This window comes from Pseudomonas spelaei, from assembly GCF_009724245.1.
Classification (GTDB): domain Bacteria; phylum Pseudomonadota; class Gammaproteobacteria; order Pseudomonadales; family Pseudomonadaceae; genus Aquipseudomonas; species Aquipseudomonas spelaei.
The window spans coordinates 12,452-34,335 of the sequence record NZ_WNNK01000011.1 but is presented as its reverse complement, the minus strand read 5'-3'; the positions used below and the strand labels follow the sequence as shown (position 1 = coordinate 34,335).

At 58.7% G+C, this 21,884-nt stretch carries 16 protein-coding genes; 5 read left to right on the top strand and 11 right to left on the bottom strand.

Annotated features, from left to right (window positions below):
• The first annotated feature begins 36 nt into the window (after positions 1 to 36).
• Positions 37 to 963: a carbon-nitrogen hydrolase family protein gene (locus tag GNF76_RS14465; protein ID WP_155583831.1), complete on the top strand. Its 927-nt coding sequence runs from the start codon at positions 37 to 39 to the stop codon at positions 961 to 963.
• On the opposite strand, the gene GNF76_RS14460 is transcribed toward GNF76_RS14465, so the two are convergent.
• Genes GNF76_RS14460 through GNF76_RS14450 form a run of 3 tightly spaced genes read right to left on the bottom strand, consistent with a single transcriptional unit; the run spans position 953 to position 3,438 of the window.
• Entirely contained in the window at positions 953 to 1,498 is a 546-nt protein-coding gene (locus GNF76_RS14460; RefSeq protein ID WP_155583830.1) for a GNAT family N-acetyltransferase, read from the bottom strand. The two genes, GNF76_RS14465 and GNF76_RS14460, sit on opposite strands and share 11 nt — an antisense overlap.
• Before the next feature lie 33 nt (positions 1,499 to 1,531).
• Positions 1,532 to 2,002, bottom strand: a complete 471-nt coding sequence (locus GNF76_RS14455; protein ID WP_155583829.1) for an LEA/WHy family protein — start codon at positions 2,000 to 2,002, stop codon at positions 1,532 to 1,534.
• Positions 2,003 to 2,010: 8 nt separating this feature from the next.
• Complete coding sequence (locus GNF76_RS14450) at positions 2,011 to 3,438, bottom strand: nucleobase:cation symporter-2 family protein (RefSeq protein ID WP_155583828.1); 1,428 nt, start codon at positions 3,436 to 3,438, stop codon at positions 2,011 to 2,013.
• Positions 3,439 to 3,673: 235 nt separating this feature from the next.
• Between GNF76_RS14450 and GNF76_RS14445 the strand changes: the two genes are divergently transcribed.
• A complete protein-coding gene (locus GNF76_RS14445; protein WP_155583827.1) occupies positions 3,674 to 5,299 on the top strand; it encodes a methyl-accepting chemotaxis protein in 1,626 nt (541 codons plus the stop codon).
• A gap of 39 nt (positions 5,300 to 5,338) precedes the next feature.
• On the opposite strand, the gene GNF76_RS14440 is transcribed toward GNF76_RS14445, so the two are convergent.
• The 6 genes from GNF76_RS14440 to GNF76_RS14415 all read right to left on the bottom strand — a co-directional run bounded on the left by GNF76_RS14440 (position 5,339) and on the right by GNF76_RS14415 (position 11,089).
• The gene (locus GNF76_RS14440; RefSeq protein WP_155583826.1) at positions 5,339 to 5,710 is read right to left on the bottom strand and encodes a hypothetical protein; all 372 of its coding nucleotides are present in this window, start codon (positions 5,708 to 5,710) and stop codon (positions 5,339 to 5,341) included.
• Between the two features lie 196 nt (positions 5,711 to 5,906).
• Positions 5,907 to 6,884 carry a 2-hydroxyacid dehydrogenase gene (locus GNF76_RS14435; RefSeq protein WP_155583825.1) on the bottom strand — a complete coding sequence of 326 codons (978 nt, stop codon included), beginning with the start codon at positions 6,882 to 6,884 and terminating at the stop codon, positions 5,907 to 5,909.
• On the bottom strand, positions 6,884 to 8,188 hold the full coding sequence (locus GNF76_RS14430) for an MFS transporter (RefSeq protein ID WP_155583824.1): 1,305 nt from the start codon (positions 8,186 to 8,188) through the stop codon (positions 6,884 to 6,886). The genes GNF76_RS14435 and GNF76_RS14430 overlap by 1 nt, the downstream gene beginning before the upstream one ends.
• Positions 8,189 to 8,233: 45 nt before the next feature.
• Positions 8,234 to 9,160 carry a sugar kinase gene (locus GNF76_RS14425; RefSeq protein WP_155583823.1) on the bottom strand — a complete coding sequence of 309 codons (927 nt, stop codon included), beginning with the start codon at positions 9,158 to 9,160 and terminating at the stop codon, positions 8,234 to 8,236.
• Positions 9,153 to 9,935 (bottom strand): sugar phosphate isomerase/epimerase family protein, encoded by a 783-nt coding sequence (locus GNF76_RS14420; protein ID WP_155583822.1) that lies wholly within the window; start codon positions 9,933 to 9,935, stop codon positions 9,153 to 9,155. Before GNF76_RS14420 ends, GNF76_RS14425 begins: the two co-directional genes overlap by 8 nt.
• Before the next feature lie 80 nt (positions 9,936 to 10,015).
• Entirely contained in the window at positions 10,016 to 11,089 is a 1,074-nt protein-coding gene (locus tag GNF76_RS14415) for a substrate-binding domain-containing protein (protein WP_178123339.1), read from the bottom strand.
• Between the two features lie 233 nt (positions 11,090 to 11,322).
• Here GNF76_RS14415 and GNF76_RS14410 point away from each other — a divergent pair, with 233 nt between their 5' ends.
• From GNF76_RS14410 to GNF76_RS14400, 3 genes are all read left to right on the top strand, one after another.
• The gene (locus GNF76_RS14410) at positions 11,323 to 13,299 is read left to right on the top strand and encodes a hypothetical protein (protein ID WP_155583821.1); all 1,977 of its coding nucleotides are present in this window, start codon (positions 11,323 to 11,325) and stop codon (positions 13,297 to 13,299) included.
• A gap of 231 nt (positions 13,300 to 13,530) precedes the next feature.
• Positions 13,531 to 15,528, top strand: a complete 1,998-nt coding sequence (locus tag GNF76_RS14405; RefSeq protein ID WP_155583820.1) for a hypothetical protein — start codon at positions 13,531 to 13,533, stop codon at positions 15,526 to 15,528.
• Positions 15,529 to 15,803: 275 nt separating this feature from the next.
• A complete protein-coding gene (locus tag GNF76_RS14400) occupies positions 15,804 to 18,026 on the top strand; it encodes an autotransporter outer membrane beta-barrel domain-containing protein (protein ID WP_379652549.1) in 2,223 nt (740 codons plus the stop codon).
• A 51-nt stretch (positions 18,027 to 18,077) separates the two neighbouring features.
• Here the strand turns inward: GNF76_RS14400 and GNF76_RS14395 are convergent, their stop codons facing one another.
• Together GNF76_RS14395 and GNF76_RS14390 are read right to left on the bottom strand one after the other, a co-directional pair.
• The gene (locus GNF76_RS14395) at positions 18,078 to 18,719 is read right to left on the bottom strand and encodes a DUF1345 domain-containing protein (protein ID WP_155583818.1); all 642 of its coding nucleotides are present in this window, start codon (positions 18,717 to 18,719) and stop codon (positions 18,078 to 18,080) included.
• A 53-nt stretch (positions 18,720 to 18,772) separates the two neighbouring features.
• Complete coding sequence (locus tag GNF76_RS14390; RefSeq protein ID WP_155583817.1) at positions 18,773 to 21,871, bottom strand: efflux RND transporter permease subunit; 3,099 nt, start codon at positions 21,869 to 21,871, stop codon at positions 18,773 to 18,775.
• Between the last annotated feature and the right edge of the window lie 13 nt (positions 21,872 to 21,884).

The following is a 21,884-nucleotide window of genomic DNA, read 5'->3' as shown; positions in this document are numbered from 1 at the left end:
AGAATGGGCAACCCCCATTGATTCGGAGTGATCGCGATGCCCCTCTCTACCGTGGCAGCCCTGCAAATCGGTTCCTTGCCCGGCGGCAAGGGTGAAACCCTGGAACAGATCCTTTCCTATGAAGACGCCATCACGCGCAGCGGTGCGCAATTGGTGGTGATGCCCGAGGCCTTGCTCGGTGGCTATCCCAAGGGTGAAGCCTTTGGCACGCAGTTGGGTTACCGCTTGCCGGAAGGCCGCGAGGCGTTTGCCCGCTACTTTGCCAATGCTATCGACGTGCCGGGCAGCGAAACGGATGCCTTGGCCGGCCTGTCGGCGCGCACCGGTGCCAGCCTGGTACTGGGTGTGATTGAACGCAGTGGCAGTACCTTGTACTGCACCGTGCTGTATTTCGAACCCCAGGGCGGCCTGGTGGCGAAGCATCGCAAACTGATGCCCACCGGCACTGAACGGCTGATCTGGGGCAAGGGCGATGGCTCCACTTTACCGGTGCTCGACACGGCAGTGGGGCGTATTGGTGGGGCGGTTTGCTGGGAAAACATGATGCCGCTGTTGCGCACGGCGATGTACGCCAAGGGCGTGGAGATCTGGTGTGCGCCAACGGTGGATGAGCGCGAAATGTGGCAGGTCAGCATGCGGCATATCGCCCATGAAGGGCGCTGCTTCGTGGTCAGTGCCTGCCAGGTTCAGGCGTCACCCGAGGCGTTGGGCGTCAAGGTTGACAACTGGCCGGCCGAGCGCCCGCTGATTGCCGGTGGCAGTGTGATTGTAGGGCCGATGGGCGACATGCTTGCCGGGCCTTTGCTGGGTGGGGCGGGGCTGCTCACGGCGCAGATCGATACCGATGACCTGGTGCGGGCACGGTATGACTACGACGTGGTCGGCCACTACGCCCGACCGGATGTGTTTGAGCTGACCGTGGATGAACGGGCCAAGCCGGGCGTACGCTTTATCAGCGACTGAGCCGCCATTCCTCGCGGGTGATTTCCCAGATGTCACGTGGGAAGTTGCCTTCGACAAACCGGCCTTCGTCACGCCTGATCAAACGCATCCCCGTACGCTCGGAAATCCGGCGGGACGCCTTGTTCGGTGCTGCCTTGGGCACCCGCATCACCGGCCGTTCAAGGACCTCGAACCAATACTCGGTCACTGCCGCGCTGGCCTCGGTCATCAACCCCTGGCCTTGCCACTGCGGCCCCAGCCAGAACCCACGGTTATTGTCGACTTCGTCCATCAGGCTGACGTTGCCGATCAACTGCTCCGGCGCACTTTTCAGGCGGATCGACCAGTGCCATTCCTCACCTCGGGCGATGGCCGGCAAGGCGACTTTTTCCAGGTAGGTGCGGGCGCCATCGGCCGGGTAGGGCCAAGGCACAAGGGCATTGAGGTAGCGTACGACTTCCCAGTGAGGAAATTGCTGCTGGATACCCTCGGCATCGTCGAGGTTCAGTGGCCGCAGAATCAGGCGTTCGGTGTACAGCGTCGGTCGCGCGTCCATGGTGCAGTGTTCTCCATGCTGACAAGGGGATGACTACCAGGTGGCGGCGGTGTTTGGCAGGTCGAGGGTGCCGCGGTCCACAAAACGCATGGTCCCGAACAATCCGCCCGCCAGTTTGCCGCGCAAGACGTAGGGCAAGTTGTTCAAACCCTGGGTCTGGCTCAGGCCCAGGGTCTGGCGCAACACAGAGAACGCAGAAACACTCACCGGCACCATCACAACGGCTTCGGAAAACCGTGGGATGGTTCCCCGCTGATCGCTGACGCCCGACGCCAGTGGCCGGCCATTGACCTCCAGGTCCAGCGCGATACCGTTGTAGTCGATCGCTGTTTCATTAGGGTTCTGCACCCGCAGTTTCACGGCGAAGCGTACTTCCAGGTCCTGGCTCTGCAGCGGCTCGATGCCCACCACGTTGATGTTCACCGGGTCGCGGTTGGGAAACAAGGCGCAGGCGCTCAGGGTGAGCAACAGCAGTGAAAGGGTCAGGCCAGCGAGTCTGCGCATAAGGGTTCCTATTTCGTGACGTCCGGGTCTTGCATCACCTTGAGGGTGGCGGCTTCCGGATCAAATTCATCTTCTTCCAGTTCTATGAACTCTTCCGGCAGGAAAATGTTCAGCACGATAGCGCAGAACGCACCGACGGTGATCGGTGACTCGAAGATGTTGTGCAGTGCCTTGGGCAGGTCACGCAGGACTTCCGGCACGGCCGCCACACCCAGGCCCATGCCTAAGGAAATCGCCACGATCAGCACGTTGCGACGATGCAGGCCGGCTTCGGCGAGGATCTTGATCCCGGCCACCGCCACCGTGCCGAACATGATCAGCGTGGCGCCACCCAGCACAGGCTTGGGCATCAACTGCAGCACCGCGCCGATCACCGGGAACAACCCAAGTAGCACCAGCAGCCCGGCAATGAAGTACGCCACATAACGGCTGGCCACGCCGGTCAGCTGGATCACCCCGTTGTTCTGGGCAAATGTCACCATCGGCAAGCTGTTGAAGGTGGCGGCCATCACCGAGTTGAGGCCGTCGGCCAGCAGCCCGGACTTGATGCGCTTGATGTACAGCGGGCCCTTGACCGGCTGCTGGGAAATCATCGAGTTGGCGGTCAGGTCACCGGCGGCTTCCAGCGGGGAAATCAGGAAGATCACGGCCACCGGGATAAACGCCACCCAGTCAAAGGAAAACCCGTACTTGAATGGCACCGGCACGCTGATCAACGGCACCTGAGGCAGCGCCGCAAGATCCACACGGCCCAGCCACCAGGCCACCACGAAGCCCAGGGTCAGGCCAATCACGATCGAGCCCAGGCGCAGGAACGGGTTATTGAAGCGGTTGAGCACCACGATGGTCAGCAGTACGAGTGCCGCCAGTCCCATATTACTGGCCGCGCCCAGGTCACCGGCACCATAGCCGCCAGCCATGTCGGTGACGGCCACCTTGATCAGCGACAGGCCCATCAGGGTAATGATGGTGCCGGTGACCACGGGGGTGATCAGCATGCGCAACTTGCCAATGAACTGGCTGAGCACCACTTCGATAAACGCTGCGAAGAAGCAGATGCCGAAGAGGGTCGAGAGAATTTCATCGGTGCCGCCGCCCCGGGCCTTGACCATAAAACCGGCACTGAGGATCACGCTGATAAACGAAAAACTGGTGCCTTGCAGGCACAACAACCCCGAACCTACCGGACCAAAGCGGCGCGCCTGAACAAAAGTGCCCAGCCCGGAAACGAACAGCGCCATGCTCACCAGGTACGGCACTTCGCTTTCCAGGCCGAGTACGCCGCCGACAATCAAGGTCGGGGTGATGATGCCGACAAAACTGGCCAGTACATGCTGCAGTGCGGCAAAAATCGCCGCCGTGAAGTGTGGACGGTCTTCCAGGCCGTAGATCAGGTCGGATTTATAGCGGGGGCGAGGGGCTTGAGCGTCAGACAAAATACGGGCTCGGGTAGGAAAAAGGAGGCGCAGGATGCCAGAAAGTGGCAGTTGCCATAAGTGTGAAAAAATATTTCCAGGGCCCCTGCATAAAGTCCCGCGCCCTGCCGATACCTTTTATAGGCCCACAAACCAACGATAACAGTGGGGCCGAGCGACCGGTCACGGGCATTGACGTGTACTGGTCGTGTCGCGGCAAGGATGCGCGCAACCACTACCCTCAGAGAGTTTTCCTATGTCCCTCCGTCACTTGAATATCGCACCTCGGGCTTTTCTCGGTTTTGCGTTCATTGCGTTGCTGGTGATTTTCCTGGGGGTATTTGCGGCCAACCGTATGGCCGTCATCCATCAGGCCACGACCGAGATGGAAACCAACCAGTTGCCCAGTGTCGGCTTCCTGGGGGTCATGACCGAAAACGTGCTGCGCTTGCGGATCCTTTCGTTTCGGGTTTTGGTCAACCGTGAGCCGGCGGCCCTGCAAGAGGCCAAGACACGTATCGATGTGTTGGTGGACAAGGTGCGCAAGGCCCAGGCCAGCTACGCGGCATTGCCTGCCGGAGGTGAGGAGGCGGCGCTGTACAAGAGTTTCGCCGGCACCCTTGATAGCTACCTGGCTGCCCAGGCGGAGATGATCGAGCTGTCGCGCCAGAACAAAGTCGATGAAATGCTCAAGCTGATCAACTCACGGATCAAGGACGGCACCGATTTGATGGGCGAGCAGTTGAACAAGTTGATCGCCATCAATGGTGCCGATGCCAAACAAGCCGCCATCGAAGCGAGCGACAGCTATCAGGGGGCTATTTCCGGAATCATTGCGGTTGCGGTAATAGCAGCAGTCATGACGGTGTTGCTGGCCTGGCTCTTGACCCGCAGCATCGTCACGCCGTTGCGCAAAGCGGTGGAGGTCGCTGAAACCATCGCCATGGGCAACCTGACCCAGGTCATCGCAGACGAGGGCAAGGATGAACCCGCCCGTTTGCTGGGCGCATTGGCGGCCATGCAGGCCAACCTGCGCCAGACTATTGAGCGCATTGCCGGCTCCGCCACGCAACTGGCTTCTGCTGCCGAAGAACTCAGCGCCGTCACCGAAGAATCCTCACGGGGCTTGCAACAACAGAACAACGAAATCGAACAAGCGGCCACCGCCGTCAATGAAATGACCGCGGCGGTGGAGGAAGTGGCGCGCAATGCGGTGTCGACTTCAGAGGCCTCGGCGCAGTCGAACCAGGCCGCGCGGGAAGGGCGCGATCGGGTCGTGGAAACGGTTGACGCCATCCAGACCATGACCCGGGATGTGCAAAGTACCTCGGTGTTGATCGAAGGCTTGGCGACCCAAGGGCGTGATATTGGCAAGGTGTTGGACGTGATTCGCGCGATTGCCGAACAGACCAACCTGCTAGCGCTCAACGCAGCCATTGAAGCGGCCCGAGCGGGTGAAGCCGGGCGTGGTTTTGCCGTGGTAGCTGATGAGGTGCGGGCCTTGGCCCATCGCACCCAGCAGTCGACCCAGGAAATCGAAAAAATGGTCGCCGGTATCCAGAACGGGACGGGTGAAGCGGTGCACTCGATGCAGCAAAGCAACCAGCGTACCCAAAGCACCCTGGAAATGGCCCGTGCCGCCGGGGTGGCGCTGGAGCAGATCACCGAGTCCATCAGCCTGATCAACGAGCGCAACCTGGTGATTGCCAGCGCGTCAGAGGAACAGGCGCAGGTCTCCCGCGAGGTGGACCGCAACCTGGTGAACATTCGTGACCTGGCGACGCAGTCCGCTACCGGGGCGAATCAGACCAGCGTGGCCAGTCATGAGCTATCCAGACTGGCGGTGGACTTGAATGGGATGGTGGCGCGGTTTGTGATTTGAAGCGCTCGCCACCCGAATCTGCCTGGGTGCTGATACCCGCTATGCGCCATTGCCCAGCTTCAATCGCAGGAACGCGCCTTTGGATTTCATCTCTTGATAAGTGGTAACGGTGTAAAAGAGTAAATGGATGCCATTGGCGAGTGCGCGAAGTTCTGCTCCGGGCACATATACTGTTGTATCCGACGCAGCGTCAGGGACAGTGTAGAAGACGATCGGTTTTGCATTCGGGCCGCCTACACTCAGGCTTATCAGTTGGCCAACGGCCTGATCTTGGTAGCGTGCAATGATGACGGGCAGCCGGTCGTTGTTCTCCTGTAGAAACGTGTCTGTAACGCCGTTGCTCACTTCCTGAGGCAAACGGGGGCTTGCCAGGTCCGCAGTGCCCCCGCTTGTAGACGATGATGTAGACATATCAATTCACTCCTTGATGAGTACACACCGCCATAGCCTGGATTTGCGAGTGCGCGGTAAGTATCAAGGCTCTTCCCAGGTCATTCGCCTTGATGCTGGAGCTTATTCAAGCGTGGTTTCCCTCAGTGTGATACTCGTAGTTTTCACAGCTAGACAGACTTTGCATAAAGGTATAGCGCGTCGAGCGTCAGAGGTCTCAGCGCGCCCAGGCTGCATGATTGACCAAGTCTTTCGGCCGTTCCCCCGCCAGCGCCTCCAGCAGGTTGTCCACCGCACACCGTGCCATCGCTTCGCGGGTTTCATGGGTGGCGGAACCGATATGCGGGGTGGCGACCACGTTGGTCAAGCTCAGCAACGGCGAATCGTGGTTCAACGGCTCGCGCTCGAACACATCCAAGCCAGCCGCGCGAATGGTGCGTTGTTGCAAGGCGTCGATCAGTGCCGCTTCGTCCACCACCTTGCCCCGGGAAATATTGATGAAGATGGTTTCCGGGCCCATTTGTGCGAATTCTTTGGCGCCGATCAGGCCTTGAGTTTCGATGGTCAATGGCAAGGTCAGGCACACGAAATCAGCTTGTTTGAGCAAGTCCGGCAAGCTGCGGTATTCGGCGCTGAAACGCTGTTCCACCGCAGGCTTTGGCGAGTGGCTGTGGTAGATCACCGGCATGCCAAACCCAAAGTGTCCGCGTTGGGCCAGGGCTTCACCGATACGGCCCATGCCGATGATGCCCAGGGTCTTGCCATGCACATCGCTGCCAAAGTGCAGCGGGCCGATGTTCTGGTTCCAGTTGCCGGCACGCACCATGTTCGCCAGCTCTACCACTCGGCGAGCGGTGGCCAGGATCAGCGCGAAACCGGTGTCGGCGGTGGTTTCGGTCAGTACATCCGGGGTATTGCTGAGCAGGATCCCGCGCTGGGTCAGGTAGTCGATATCGTAGTTATCGACACCCACCGAGACACTGGCCACGGCTTCCAGCTGCGGTGCCAGGTCCAGCAACTTGGCATCCAGGCGCAGGCTGGCGCCCAACAGTCCCTGCGCCGTGGGCAGCGCATCGCGCAACTGCGCCAGGCCGCCGGCGTCGAGGCTTTCAATCAGCGTGACGTCAGCGGCTGCCTGCAAGCGGGCCATCAGCGGCGCAGAGAGTTTCTTGTACAGCACGACATGCTTTTTCATCAGGTTCTTACCTTCAATTCAAGGGGGCGCAAAGAGGCCGACTGCGGCTGTGCCCGGTCACTGGCGCCGGGCTTGAGGAAAATCGTCAACACCACCGACACCAGTAATGCGCCGCTCATGAGCAGGTATGACGCACCGGGGGAGCCCGTGGTGCTGTTGAGGTAACCCACCAGGTACGAGCCGCCGAAGGAACCCAGCGCACCCATGCTGTTGATCAGCGCCATGGCGCCGCCGGCGACATTGGCCGGGAGAATTTCCGGGACAATCGCGAAAAAAGGTCCATAGGGCGCATACATGCAGGCGCCGGCGATCACCAACAACGAGTATGACCACCAGAAATGCTCGGCGCCCAAGGCATAGGAGCCGTAGAAGGCCACCGAGGCAATCAGTAGCGGCGGCCAGACGAAACGTTTGCGTTTTTGCAGCTTGTCCGAGCCCCAGGACACCGCCAGCATGCCGATCACTGCCGCCAGGTAAGGCAGCGCCGACAGCCAGCCGGCCTCGACCATGTCCATTTGCAAACCGGCCTTGAGGATCGACGGCAGCCACAGCACAAAGCCATAGACACCAATGCTCCAACAGAAGAATTGCAAGGCCAGGATGATCACCTTGGGCGAACGGAAGGCCTCGGCGTAGTTTTTCACCGCCTTGATGCCCACCTGTTCGGCGGCCAAGGCGCTTTCCAGGTCTTGCTTGTGTTGTGCGCTCAACCACTTGGCATCGGCCGGGCGTTCATCGGCCAGGCGCCACCAGATAAAAGCCCAGATCACTGCCGGCAGACCTTCGACGATAAACATCCAGCGCCAGCTGAAATGTTGCACCAGGTAACCCGAGACCACTGACATCCAGAGCATGGTCACCGGGTTGCCAAGGATCAGGAACGTATTGGCGCGGGAGCGTTCGGCACGGGTGAACCAGTGGCACAGGTACACCAGCATCGCCGGCATCACGGCGGCTTCCACTACACCGAGCATGAAGCGGATGCCGATCAACATGTAGGCGTTGGAGACGATACCGGTCAAGGTGGCCAGACCGCCCCAGAGGATCAGGCTGACAAAAATCAGCTTCTTCACGCTGCGTTTCTGCGCGTAGATCGCCCCCGGCACCTGGAAGAAAAAGTAACCGAGGAAGAACAGCGCGCCGAGCAGTGATGACATGCCCGGCGTGATCATCAGGTCTTCGGCCATGCCTGAGGCGGCGGCGAAGCCATAATTGGCCCGGTCCAGGTATGCCAGGCTGTAAGTGATAAACACGATCGGCATGATGTACCACCAACGACGGGTGGCGAGTTTCAGCGTTTCCATGAGTGTGCTCCTGAGCTTGTTGTAATTGTGGCAACAGGTAACGGGTTAGTGCAGGTCGGCTCTCGTCGGCAGGCCTTCCATGTCGCCACGGCTCTGCACCGCACGGCTGCCAATCCAGTTGCCGCGTTGTACGGCTTGGGCAAAGCTTAAGTTTTCCAGCAGGGCGCTGATCATGCCGACCGCAAAGCCGTCGCCGGCGCCGACGGTGTCCACCACCGTGGTCACGGGCACTGCGGCGACAAACCCCTGATCCAGATGCGTGCGGTAGTACGCACCATGGGATCCGAGCTTGATCGCAACAGCCTCCACACCCTGGTCCAGGTAGAACGCGGCAATGTCGGCCGGGTCTTCGAAGCCGGTCAGCAGGCGGCCTTCACTGAGGCCCGGCAACACCCAATCCGCCAGGCAGGCGAGGGCGTTGATTTCGCTGATCATGCGCTGCTCATTGGCCCACAAGGCTGGGCGCAGGTTGGGATCGAATGACACGCTGCGGCCGGCTTCGCGCATTTGCAGCATCAATTGCCGGGACAGGTCGCGGGTAGCGTCGGACAGTGCCGGGGGAATGCCGGTGGCGTGCAGATGGCGCGCTTGCAGCAACTCAGGGTTGATCGCCGAAACAGCCAAATGACTGGCTGCCGAGCCGCGACGGAAATATTCCACCTGCGGGTCGGCGCCGGCATCTTCCCGGGACTTGAGTTGAAAACCAGTAGGGTGTTGGGCATCGATCGCCACGTGACGACAATCAAGGCCTTCATTTTTCAGCGTATCCAGCACAAAGCGGCCCAGGGAGTCATCACCTACTCGGCTGAGCCACGCCACGTTAAAGCCCAGGCGCGACAGACCGATGGCCACGTTGCTGTCAGCCCCAGCGATGCGCTTGTGAAACTGGCCGACGCGGGCCAGGTCACCGGTCTGTTCGGCGACAAACATCGCCATGGTCTCGCCAAACGACAGGATATCGATCTCAGACATGGGCATTCTCCAAACGAGGCTGGCCAAGGAGGGCGAGAGCGGCAACCTGCCGGGCGGTAACCTGGACGAGGTCTTCGCCTTGCAGCGGAAATTCCACGGCTCGTGTAATACCTTGAGTCATGTGCCGCAGCAGTTGTTCCCACAGATGTAAATCAGCAGCGCCCGGCGGCAGTGCCACCAGCTTGCCGTCGGCGCGACGGGCTACCGCCTTGCAGTGCAGGTAATCCACATGCCGGCCCAGCAAGCGCGCGGCGGTGTTGGCGGACTGATCCTGCCATTGCCAATTGCCGATATCGAAGGTCATTTTTACCGGCACCTGCAGCCGTTCGGCCTCATTGAAGAAGCGCTGCATCGGTTCGATACGCCCGCCGTGCAAGGTCTGGTCGTTCTCCACCAGCAGGCGTACCGGGTGACGGTTGAGCAGGGCGTTCAGGCTGTGCAGGTCGTTGGTGTCAGTGAAATAACCGAGGGAGACTTTCAGCCAACGGGCGCCAAAGGTCAGGGCGCGGTCGAGGGTAGCGGCCAGCTCGGCATTGGGTTGTGCGCGGCCAGCGACCCACAGTTCCAGTGATGAGGAAAACACGCATTCCAGGCCATGATTCGCCGCCGCCTGTGCCAGCTCGCCGGGCGTTTCGGTGGTCAGTAACTCTTCACGCCATTCGATACGTTGGGCGCCGGCAGCAGCCAGCACCTCGATAAAACTCAGTTGGCCGCGTTGCCGGACAAGGTCGGCGCCGTAGCTGGAAAGGCTGATGGAGACGGGGTATTTGTTCATTATTATTTATCTCTGAAACCGGTTTCATTTTTTAGCGAAGATCAAATGTGGGAGCCGGGCTTGCCCGCGATGGCGACCTGTCAGTCAATATTTCTGTTGGCTGACACACCGTCATCGCGGGCAAGCCCGGCTCCCACAAGGGATTGTGTTGATCCACGGATAATCAGTTCGGGCAGGAAATCCAGGGTCCGTGCGGGCTCGGTATCACCACGCAAACGCTTGAGCAAACACTCGAAAGCCTGAGTGCCAATGGCCTCGGTGGGCTGGGCGAGGGCGGTGATACCGCTGCCAACCAACGGGTACCAATCCAGGTCATCCACGGCGATCAAGCCGACGTCCTCGAACAGCGCGCAGCCCAAATCTCGCAGCGCTTTGGTACACGCCAGCGCAGCGATACCGTTAGCGCAGAACAGGGCTTTCGGGCCGTTGTGAGTGGTGTTCAGGAAGGTACGCAGGTGCGCGTTCAATGCGTCGTCGATTTCCAGCACTGCACCGGTCAAGCTTGAACGCCGGGCGATCTCGGCGTTGAAACTGTCCATTCGCTCGACCCGCGAGCTGGTGCCATCGGGTGGTTCGCTGACCAGCAGCACATCGCGGTAGCCCTGTTGTTCAAGGTGGTCGATGGCCATGTGGACCGCAGCCGGGTTATCCAGGCCGACCAGGTCGCTGTGCAATGGCTCGACCTTGCGGTCTACCAGCACCAGGGGCATTTCCCGTTGCAGTTCCAGCAACTGGTCGAGGTGATGGCCAAGGGTATTCACGATCAACCCTTCGATGTTGTACGCACGCAAGGCCGCCAGGTGCAGGCGTTCCTGCTCGTCATCGCGGTCAGTGTTGCACACCACCAGGCTGTAGCCGTGCTTGCGGCAAGCGGTTTCCACGCCGTGCATCACGGCAATCGAATAAGGGTTGCGGATATCGGCCACCAGCATGCCGATCAGGCGAGTGCGCCCGCGTTTCAGGCCGCGGGCCATCTGGTTGGGGCGGTAGCCGAGTTCATCGATGGCTTGCTCGATGCGCAGGGCAATAGCGTCGGAAAGCAGTGCGCGGTCTTCGCCGATAAAGCGCGACACGCTGGCTTTGGAAACCCCGGCGCGCTCGGCCACGTCAAACATGGTCACACGGCTGCGCTGGGCGGCGGAAAAAGAAGTCACGGTGGCGGGCCTTTCTTATTGGATTATCCTGTTGCACCCATCAAACAGGTACTGAAACCGGTTTCAGAAAACACCAAACGGGGCGTTTCGTCAAGAAAGTTTCGGGGAGTACACCCGTGGGCCGGTCGTCATTAACCGACAAACGGATAGGGTTACCTGTTAGTTCTGACAGTATCCGCAGCAGAAAATTGAGCGCTTAATTCTTTCCAGGCTCGCCTAAGGAAAGAACTCAAATGTCCAGTCCAGATACGATTACGCCGTCGACTTCTATACCGTCCCGTGCTGGGGGCAAGATCATCATGCTGCCCGGGTTTGACGAGATTGTGGGCGTTGACCCCGATGACGCTGAGGGATTGATCCCTCTCTCCGTGTCATTGCAACCTTTGGAGTGTCGTATCCCCCAATGGGTGCCAGGCCCGACACCGGGCAGGACCCATACCCTCAAACTGTGGTGGAGGATACAGGGCGTAAATGTCGAGGCTGATTCGCATTCCTTTACAGGTCCGTTGAATCCGGACGATTTTCCCTATCCTCTCTACGTGCCCATGGACTACATGAGGGAACTCGATGCTGTCGTAGAAGTGTTTTATACGGTGGAGGATGAGGCGGGGGATGAAACACCGTCAGATCGCAGGACATTGACTGTCGATAACAACCCACCGAGGTTTCAGCATCCGGATGACAAGGCCCGCTTTGTCGACCCCGCGATCGAAGCGTCGGGCATCACGGAAGCGGTGTTGGCGGCCAATCCAGTGATTGAAGTACAGTTCCCGGCGTATATCGGTCGTGCCGGCCGTGATCGAGCGGGTTATTACCTGAGCAACAGCACGCCACCGTTTCCCCCTGCGCAGACAGATATCCAGGAGTTTGTCCGCACCGATGAACCCTTGATTCTGCGGATTCCCGCTGATTATTTTCGTGCCCTTTCAAATGGCACTGCCTACTTGCAGTACCGTTTGTATGATCGTGCGGGGAACTTCACGCTGGCATTCAGTGCGCCAATGGATTTCAACGTAAACCTGATCCCTTCTCCGGGTATGTTGCCTGCCCCTCAGATCCGTCCTCCTGCCTATATCGACTTTTTGATCAAGCGTGACGATGCGCGGGCAGTTGTTGCGGCGGTGATTCCGTTCCTGTACGACGGCTACGCTCCGGGAGATGAGGTGGTGATGATATGGGACGGCCGTGCGGTACTGCCGCCGCAGCCCATTACCCACTTTCCGTTCCCGGTAGAAATCCCCTGGAATATTTTGCGTGGTACCGGTCCGTTGGCGCGTATGGAAGTGCCTGTGCGGTATGAAATTCATCGTGCAGGGCGCCCACCGTTTCCCTCTCTGGTCAATTTTTCCTGGGTCGACTTCACCATCGCCGGACAGGATCATGTCAATGCCCCGGCACTGTTAAACCTGACTCTGGCCGTGGTGGACGTTTTCGGCAACGGGTCCGGCTTGCACAATGAACTCGACTTCCGGGACCGGGATGTCGGGGCTGAAGTGTGGGGGCGTCTGTATGTGAACCCTCAGCCTGGAGAGCGGCTTGAACTCTATTGGAATGGTGTCGGGCCGGTGGCTCATTATGTTGTTCAGCCCGGTGATGCCTTTAATCAGCCGTTCCAGTTCACCGATGTGCCAGGTAGCGTTATTGTCGAGGGTGAGAACTCACCGAATCTGCCGGTTTTTTATATCACCAGCAACGGCATAAATGAGCAGTACTCACCGGACACTCCGGTTAATGTTCATGTTGCACCATTGATCAAGTTTGATGCGCCATTGATACAACATACACTGACGGGGCCATCCCGATACCTTACTTGTGAGTCCCAACCTTCCATATGTCATGGCGTGTATTGGTTTATACGTGACGACGCGAGTTTTCTGCCGGGTGATGAAGTTGAATTTTTTTGGCAAGGCTACTTGAGTAATGCTTGGGAGAACCCGATCGACGGAACAGACTTCAGCACGACCGTTGAGTATGCAGCGGGTGGCTTGGCTGTACGTGTTTGGCCATGGAACACAAAAATCGAACCCATGCGAAATTTTGCTTCAGCAACGGCTGGGTTCTTTGTCCGACGTAACGGCGGGCTGATCGGGGAGTCAGGTGTGGGCCGAGTCAGAATCGATCGTGTGTCTCCGGGCACCGGAAAAATTTGTCAACCTGGAGATGTCGGATTCTGTGACGATTTACAGGAAGATTGTAAGCGCGAAATTTAAATTTGAGTCTTGTTGTTATAAGTGGCAATAAAAAGTTACTGCATTTGTTTTGTGCTCTGCATAACTGCGCTCTAGTGAGTATTCGGGTTTGTGCTCTTTGTTGTGAGCATGAAGGGCTTCGTATGGATAAGTAAGTGTGAGGGGGGCTGGAGAGGGGATAGTTGCTTTTTTGGTTGAATTGTAAAGGGCTACTCGTCATATCAATTTCGCTTAACGAAAGAGGGTAAAGAGATGAGAAAAATTAATGCCAAGACAACGAAAAAAACCGTGGGAACCCTCGCAGTTCCTATCGTCCTGCCGGCCCCCTCTGTCACCGGGCTTGTGGATGCAACAGAGTATCCAGGGTTGGTGTTTCGGGAGGCTGCGGACAAGGAGTTTCTGGAAGTGGACATTCCCGTCTGGTCGCCTGCTTCTACCATTCCCGCGAGGCCGGACGTGCTGAACTTTCACCTGGATGATGTCGGTGATTTTCAGTCTGGGCTTATCAACAGTGAACCGGTGTTTTTTACCCCACCTATCCCGACCACATATACAGTAAGAATCCTGAGGCGATTTTTGACCGAGGGGGATCATCACGTCAGTTACAGAGTTATTCAGTTCTCGGGGAATGATTCTGGCTCATCTCAGGCTCCGCTGGTCATTGACCGGACCGCGCCCTACGACAGCATTCCCGATGGCCCTCGACGCCTGACGCTTCCAGCAGGCTGGCCGGGCAGCCTCACACGGGCCTTCCTGGATGCGAACCCAGGCGGCGTTCCGTTTGGAATCCCGGCTTATGCAGCCGAAGGTGCTCACCCAGGAGACCAGTGGCGTTTATATAATGGCGACTCCAACGAGCATATTGCGCAGGGGCCGGTGTTTCCCAGTATGACGGTGCTTTACACCGCAGCGTTGGCCGAGGTCTCGGACGGCCCGAGAAAACTCGTATATCGCTTGGTGGACGTCGCCGGCAACATCAGTGGCCCTTCGTTCGAATTACCGATTTCGGTTGCGCTCAATCCCGCGCCGGTCCTGAATCCGGCAGGCGCCAGGGATGCAATATCGCTGATTGGTGTTGGCGATCGCCTGATCGATCGTGCCGACACTGCGGCTTCTTCCGGAATGTTTGTGATCATTCCTTCCTACGAGGCAGACCGTACCAGCGACAAGCTTCATGTGCGCCTGACGACTACCCATGGTGTGCGGGAGATAGGCCCCTACGATCTGGGTGGAAGTCCACTGCCCTATAACTTTCATGTGCCCTTTCAAAGGCTGATTGAGCTGTATGCCAGCAGCACCGGCAGGATCAACTTGCGGGTGGAGTATGCAGTGGGGCGCCACGGCGTACTGTTTTGGGTACCCACCGCCACCAATATCGAGCTTGAACTGGAAGTGGGCGGCCCGGTAAATCCCTGGGAACCGGACTTGGTCAACCCCAACCTGCCGTTGCCTGTGTTGACCGGGCGTGGTTCAGGCTTGGAAAACGAACTGGATGAACGCGATGCGAATATGGATGCCGATGTAGTCGTTCGCTTGTGGAGTGCCAGCCCTTTACCGTCGGCGCAGCCATTCGACATTGTCCTGTTTTACCAAAACGAGCAGGTCGATAGAAAGTCTGTGGACCCCAGCACAGCCATGCCCGGCGATGAAATTGCGATGGTCCTTGCTTGGCCCTATATCCGCAAACACTCCAATAACCTTAATTCGTTGCGTTATGAAATTGCGATTACCTCTACCCACAACCGGGTTTCCTCACCGACTCAGGACATCAATGTCAATGCCAACGTGATTGCGTTCCTGGCGCCTGACGTGGTGGGCGCCTTGCCTGAAATACCCGGCATAGCGCGAGGTGAAATCGTGTGTAACACGCTGCAAGGAGCAGACAGAGAAGTGCATGTTTTCGTGCCGCCCCATGAGCTTTTGGAAGTCGGCATGATTATTCGGGTGAACTGGACAGGCTGCAGCGACAACGATGGTGCGGTTCCGATTACTACGGCGACAGGCACTTTCAATTTCGGCCCCCTGACCTTCCTGCACACACAGGTCGGTTTTAACGTTCCCGTGAAGCCCTACGGTACCTATGTGAAGCCTATCAATACGACTGACTTCAATATGGGCTCGGTGCACATCACGTATACGGTCAGTCTGACAGGCGTCCCGACCCCAATCGACTCAGCCGAGGCCATTTTGTTGGTCCGCGGCGTCCGGCCGGGCCTGATTTACTGTGACGGCTCACCTTGGCCAAGTTGAAAAAACAAGGCGTGCCTTGTGTCGAGAAAGAGGAGCCTGGCTCCTCTTTTTTTTGAGCTGCCCTACGTTAGCTATCGAACAGTTCAAGCATCCATCAAAGATAAATCCTACATATCTATTCGCTCATCATCCCTAATCTGCCGCACGTGATGACTTGGTGCTATCTCGCTTGGTGCCGGTCAATTCGTTCCCTTTCGGGAAGGTTCTTTACGGGTATGCATGCAATGAATTTCAATACACTCTTTAAACGACACCCTTTGGCCGTGGCGCTTCAAATGCCAGCTGCTGGTTTCTTGATATTAGGTGCTTCGTTGGCGCAAGCCACCACTGAGCTTCATCCAGGCATGGAGCGCACTATTGGTGCCGGTGTCAGAGTCGATGACTGGGTCATCGGCAAAGATGCCCACTTGACGTCCAATGGTGCCGAGTTAAAACAGTCCCGTATTTCTTCAGGCAAGCTGACACTCAATGCAGGGACCAAGGCGCAGGACATTTACGCCACCCAAGGCTCGCAAGTCAGCCTTGAGGGCACCACGCTGGAAGCCAGAACCTCGGCCGCCTATGCCATCAACCTGCAGGGCAGCTACGCCAAAATCAGGGGCAGCAGCGTCATTAATAATAATGGTGTGGGTATCCTCGCGGCACGTAACTTCCTCACCCAGGATGGTTCGACTGTTGATGTGTTCAATAGCCTCGTCCAAGGCTCGACGGAAGGGGCGCGTGCCACGTCATTCAGCCAACTTAACTTCATTGGCTCGGATGTGGTTGCTACCGATGAAAATGGCATCGGAGTACTGCTGTACGGCGGCTCGGCCAGTGCGTTCGATAGCCGGATCATCGGCGGCGAGAATGGCGTACGCCTGAGCTATGAAGATGCAGACATGAACGCCAGCAGCCTGGTATTGAGCGGCTCTCATGTTGAAGGCCGCAACGGGGCGGCCTTGCTGGTAGAGGGTGATGAATACGGCACGACTGACGCTGACATTCAAGTGCTCAACGGATCGACCTTGACCGGCGGAAACGGCAATATTCTGGAGGTCATCGGTGGTTCCCTCGCGAACATGAATGTCGATCGCAGTTTCCTGGTGGGCGACGTGGTTGTCGAGGAAGGCAGCACTGCCAAATTGCAACTCAACAACGGCTCGTGGCTGACCGGTCAGTTGAAAAACGTGGCCGAGTTGAGCGTCAACGAAGCTTCCCATTGGGTACTGGTAGGCAACAGTGCTGTTGGTGACCTGAAAATGGGCGGTGGTTCGGTACACTTCGGTGGCACGGATGAGTTCTATCAACTGGACCTCAAGAGTTTGTCCGGTGAGGGCACGTTCATCATGTACACCGACTTCTCCACCGGCCAGACCGATTTCCTGAACATCGAAGGCAAGGCCGAGGGTAATCACAGCCTGTTGCTGTCGGCCTCCGGCTCGGAGCTGTCGAATGCCGAGCCCGTACACGTGGTGCACACCGAGGGCGGCGATGCGCATTTCTCCCTGGTCGGTGATCGTGTTGACGTGGGTGCCTATTCCTACGGTCTGAAACAGGAAGGTGTCGACTGGTTCCTCGACCCCAACCGCCGCGAGACCAGCACCAGCGCCCATTCGGTGCTGGCCTTGTTCAACAGCGCGCCGACCGTATGGTACGGCGAGATGACCAACCTGCGTACGCGCATGGGGGAGTTGCGCTTCAGCGATGGCAAGGAAAACGGTCTGTGGATGCGTACGTACGGCAACAAGTTCAACGTGTCTTCCAACAAGAACGGCGCCGGTTATTCGCAAACCCAGCGCGGCTTCACGCTGGGGGCTGATGCGCCTTTGTCTGGCGGTGACGGTCAGTGGTTGGCGGGCGTGATGGCCGGTCACAGTACATCCGACTTGAGCTTGACCCGTGGCAGCAGCGGCACGGTCAACAGCTACTACCTGGGCGGTTACGCCACCTGGCTGGATGACGAAAGCGGCATGTACTTCGATGGTGTGGTCAAGCTCAACCGCCTGCACAACGACGTCGATGTCACCATGAGCGATGGCAAGCGCACCAAGGGTAACTACACACAAAACGCGGTCGGCGCCTCGGCGGAAGTGGGTCGGCACATCAAGCTGGATGACGATTACTTTGTCGAGCCGTACTCGCAGTTGACCGCAGTGATCACTCAGGCGCAGAGCTATGAGCTGGACAATGGCCTGCAGGCCAAGGGCGATCGCTCCGCGTCGGTAGTCGGCAAGGTGGGTGTAACGGCGGGTAAAAATATCCAGCTGGACAGCGGCAGCGTGCTGCAGCCGTATTTGCGCACGGCCTTGGCCCATGAGTTCAACCACAACAACAAGGTCAAGATCAACGATCAGAGCTTCAACAATGATGTGTTTGGTTCGCGGGTTGAAGTGGCTGCCGGCATGGCCGTATCAATGTCGAAAAACCTCAAGTTGCATGCTGATTTTGAGCACAGCAAAGGTAAAACAGTCGACCAGCCATGGGGTGTCAACGTCGGTTTGCGTTACGACTTCTAAGCTGCCGGGTTAACAAAAAAGGAAGCTTCGGCTTCCTTTTTTGGTGTGCGCTCAACCGAACAACCCCGCCGCAATGTTGATCGAAAACCCCAGAATCGCGGTATTGAACAGAAAGCCAATCAACGACTGCGCCAGCACTATCTTGCGCAGGCTGCGAGTCGCAACACCCACGTCGGACGTTTGCACCGCCACGCCAATGGTGAAGGAGAAGTACAGGAAGTCCCAGTAGTTGGGGGTCAGCAAGCCCTCGGCAAAGCGCAACGCGGGCTCCTTACCCTCCCAGGTGTAATAGAGCCGTGCGTAGTGCACGCTGAAGATCATCCCGATCAGCAACCACGAACCGATCACGGTCAGCCCGGTAAAACCGTAGTGCAGCAAGCGCTCGGAAGTATCAAGGCCCTTGGTGCCCACCAATTCAAACGTGATGGTGGCCAGGCTGGCAATCGCTGCAATGCATACCATGAACAACACCAGGCCGGCGTTCTCATCCTCAACCTCGGCGATGCGTTTCACATCGTCTGCCTTGGCCCGGATCGTCAACCATAGCATCAGCACCAGATAGGTCCAGACACCGGCGTTCCAGCCGAAGAGGATTTTGCTGATGATCGTATCGGCCGGAGCCAGGATGCCTACCGCCAGGCCCAGGACGGCGGCGGTAGAGAGGCGAGGGTGGGTGCGGGCAAGAAAGTACATGGGAACTCGATGGGCCAGGGTTTGCACTACCTTAGCCCACCTCGATCCTTTGTTCAGCCCTCTTTGTGGCGCTTGCGTACCAGCTTCATCACCACCACAAAGAACACTGGCACAAATACGACGGCCAGGGTCGCGGTGATCATCCCGCCGATCACCCCGGTACCGATGGCTTGCTGGCTCGCCGAGCTGGCGCCCGTGGCGATGGCCAACGGCACCACGCCGAGGATGAACGCCAGGGAGGTCATGATGATCGGTCGCAGACGCAGGCGTGCGGCCTTCAGGGTGGCTTCGAACAGGTCTTCACCCTGGTCGTACAGGTCCTTGGCGAACTCGATGATCAGAATCGCGTTCTTCGCCGACAGGCCGATGATGGTAATCAGGCCGACCTTGAAGAACACGTCGTTGGGCATCCCCCGCAGAGTCACGGCCAGTACTGCACCGAGTACCCCCAGCGGCACGACCAGCAACACCGAGGTCGGAATCGACCAGCTCTCATACAGCGCCGCCAAACACAGAAACACGATCAGCAGCGACAGTACCAACAGCAGTGGTGCCTGAGAGCCGGACAAGCGCTCCTGCAAGGACAAGCCTGTCCATTCCTGGCCCAGGCCGGCCGGCAATTGTGTGACCAGGCGCTGGATTTCCTCCATGGCCTCACCGGTGCTATGGCCAGGCGCGGCTTCACCGGAAATAGCGATGGCCGGGTAGCCGTTGTAGCGGGTCAACTGCGCCGGGCCCTGGACCCAGCGTGCTTTGACGAAGGCGGACAGCGGTACCATCTTGCCGGCGTCGTTGCGCACATGGATCTTCATCAGGTCCGCCACCTGGCTACGCTGGTCACCTTCGGCCTGCACCACCACCCGCTGCATGCGGCCCTGGTTGGGGAAGTCGTTGATGTAGGCCGAACCAATCGCCGAAGACAGCACATTGCCGATATCAGCAAAGGAAATGCCCAGGGCATTGGCTTGCTTGCGGTCGACCTCAAGCTGCACCTGAGGCGCCTCGGCCAGGGCGCTTTCACGCACGTTGGCGAGGATCGGGCTCTTCTCGGCAGCGCTCAGCAGTTCGGTACGGGCCGTCATCAACGCGGCATGACCGACACCACCACGGTCTTGCAAGCGGAACTCGAAACCACTGGACGTACCCAGGCCATCCACCGGCGGCGGCAGGATCGCATAGGCAATCGCGTCCTTGAGCTCGGTAAAGGCTTCGGTTGCCCGGTCGGCGATGGCGGCAGCCGAGTCTTCACTGCTGCGCTGTGACCAATCCTTGAGCGTGGTAAACGCCAGTGCCGCGTTCTGTCCGGAGCCGGAGAAACTGAAGCCCATGATCATCGTGGTGTCGCCCACGCCCGGCTCAGTGGCGTTATGCGCCTCGATCTGCTCGGCTACCTGCACCGTGCGGTTCTTGCTGGCACCCGGCGGTAACTGGATGTCAGTGATGGTGTAGCCCTGGTCTTCCACCGGCAGGAACGAGGAGGGCAGTCGGCTGAACAACACCCCCAGGCCTACCAGCAGGACCAGGTAAATCAGCAAATAACGCCCGCTGCGCTTGATGGCGTAGGCCACCCAGCCTTCGTAGCGGTTGGTCAGTTGCTCAAAGCGCCGGTTGAACCAACCGAAGAACCCGGTCTTTTCATGGTGTTCGCCCTTGGCAATCGGCTTGAGCAAGGTCGCGCACAACGCCGGAGTCAAGGTCAGGGCCAGGAAGGCCGAGAACAGGATTGAAGTGGCCATCGACAGCGAGAACTGCTGATAAATCACACCCACCGAGCCGGGCATGAACGCCATCGGCAGGAACACCGCCACCAGCACCAGGGTAATCCCGACGATTGCACCGGTAATCTGGCCCATGGCCTTGCGCGTTGCGTCCTTGGGTGACAAACCCTCGGTGGCCATGATCCGCTCGACGTTCTCCACCACCACGATGGCGTCGTCCACCAGAATCCCGATGGCCAGCACCATGCCGAACATGGTCAACACGTTGATCGAGAAGCCCAGCAACAGCATGGTGGCAAAGGTACCCATCAAGGCCACCGGCACCACCAGCGTCGGGATCAGGGTGTAGCGGATGTTCTGCAGGAACAGGAACATCACCGCAAACACCAGCAACATCGCCTCACCCAGGGTGTACACCACCTTGGTGATCGAGACTTTGACGAACGGCGAGGTGTCGTACGGGATCTTGTATTCGACATTGGCCGGGAAGTAGCGGGCCAGCTCGTCCATCTTCGCCCGTACCAGGGTCGCGGTGTTCAGGGCGTTGGCCCCCGGCGACAGCTGCACGCTGACGGCGGTGGACGGCTTGCCGTTCAGCCGGGTGGAGAACTGGTATTCCTGGCTGCCGATTTCCACCCGCGCCACATCACCGATGCGCACAGTAGAACCGTCCGGGTTGGCCTTGAGCACAATGTCGGCAAATTCCGCAGGCGTCGATAGCTGGCCTTTGACCAGGATCGAAGCCGTAATCTCCTGAGTCGAAGTGCTCGGCAAGTCACCAATGCTACCGGCGGAAACCTGAGCGTTCTGCGCGGCAATCGCGGCATTCACATCGGCAGGTGTCAGGTTGAAACCGATCAACTTCTGCGGGTCGATCCAGATCCGCATTGCCCGCTCGGCACCATACAGCTGCGCCTTGCCGACGCCGTCCAGGCGCTTGATCTCGTTCATCACGTTGCGCGCCAGGTAATCGCTGAGCGCTACGTCGTCGAGCTTGCCGTCGCTGGAAGTCAGGGTGATCAGCAGCAGGAAGCCGGCGGAGACTTTTTCCACCTGCAAGCCTTGCTGGGTCACCGCTTGTGGCAGGCGCGGCTCAACGGCCTTGAGGCGGTTCTGCACATCGACCTGGGCCATTTCCGGGTTGGTGCCCGGCTGGAACGTGGCAGTGATGGTGGCTGAGCCAAGGCTGCTCTGGGATTCGAAATACAGCAGGTGGTTGGCACCGTTGAGCTCTTGCTCGATCAGGCTGACCACGCTTTCGTCCAGGGTCTGGGCCGAGGCGCCCGGGTACACCGCGTAGATTTCCACTTTCGGCGGCGCCACGTTGGGGTACTGCGCCACCGGCAGTTGCGGGATGGCGAGGGCGCCAGCCAGCAGGATAAACAAGGCGACCACCCAGGCAAAGATCGGGCGATCAATAAAGAACTGCGGCATTGTTTGCTATCCC

Coding starts and splice junctions, on each gene's coding strand:
- GNF76_RS14395 (WP_155583818.1), bottom strand. CDS start 18,719: ATGTACTTTCTTGCCCGCACCCACCCTCGCCTCTCTACCGCCGCCGTC.
- GNF76_RS14420 (WP_155583822.1), bottom strand. CDS start 9,935: ATGAACAAATACCCCGTCTCCATCAGCCTTTCCAGCTACGGCGCCGAC.
- GNF76_RS14435 (WP_155583825.1), bottom strand. CDS start 6,884: ATGAAAAAGCATGTCGTGCTGTACAAGAAACTCTCTGCGCCGCTGATG.
- GNF76_RS14405 (WP_155583820.1), top strand. CDS start 13,531: ATGAGAAAAATTAATGCCAAGACAACGAAAAAAACCGTGGGAACCCTC.
- GNF76_RS14410 (WP_155583821.1), top strand. CDS start 11,323: ATGTCCAGTCCAGATACGATTACGCCGTCGACTTCTATACCGTCCCGT.
- GNF76_RS14445 (WP_155583827.1), top strand. CDS start 3,674: ATGTCCCTCCGTCACTTGAATATCGCACCTCGGGCTTTTCTCGGTTTT.
- GNF76_RS14440 (WP_155583826.1), bottom strand. CDS start 5,710: ATGTCTACATCATCGTCTACAAGCGGGGGCACTGCGGACCTGGCAAGC.
- GNF76_RS14430 (WP_155583824.1), bottom strand. CDS start 8,188: ATGGAAACGCTGAAACTCGCCACCCGTCGTTGGTGGTACATCATGCCG.
- GNF76_RS14400 (WP_379652549.1), top strand. CDS start 15,804: ATGCCAGCTGCTGGTTTCTTGATATTAGGTGCTTCGTTGGCGCAAGCC.
- GNF76_RS14455 (WP_155583829.1), bottom strand. CDS start 2,002: ATGCGCAGACTCGCTGGCCTGACCCTTTCACTGCTGTTGCTCACCCTG.
- GNF76_RS14425 (WP_155583823.1), bottom strand. CDS start 9,160: ATGTCTGAGATCGATATCCTGTCGTTTGGCGAGACCATGGCGATGTTT.
- GNF76_RS14460 (WP_155583830.1), bottom strand. CDS start 1,498: ATGGACGCGCGACCGACGCTGTACACCGAACGCCTGATTCTGCGGCCA.
- GNF76_RS14390 (WP_155583817.1), bottom strand. CDS start 21,871: ATGCCGCAGTTCTTTATTGATCGCCCGATCTTTGCCTGGGTGGTCGCC.
- GNF76_RS14465 (WP_155583831.1), top strand. CDS start 37: ATGCCCCTCTCTACCGTGGCAGCCCTGCAAATCGGTTCCTTGCCCGGC.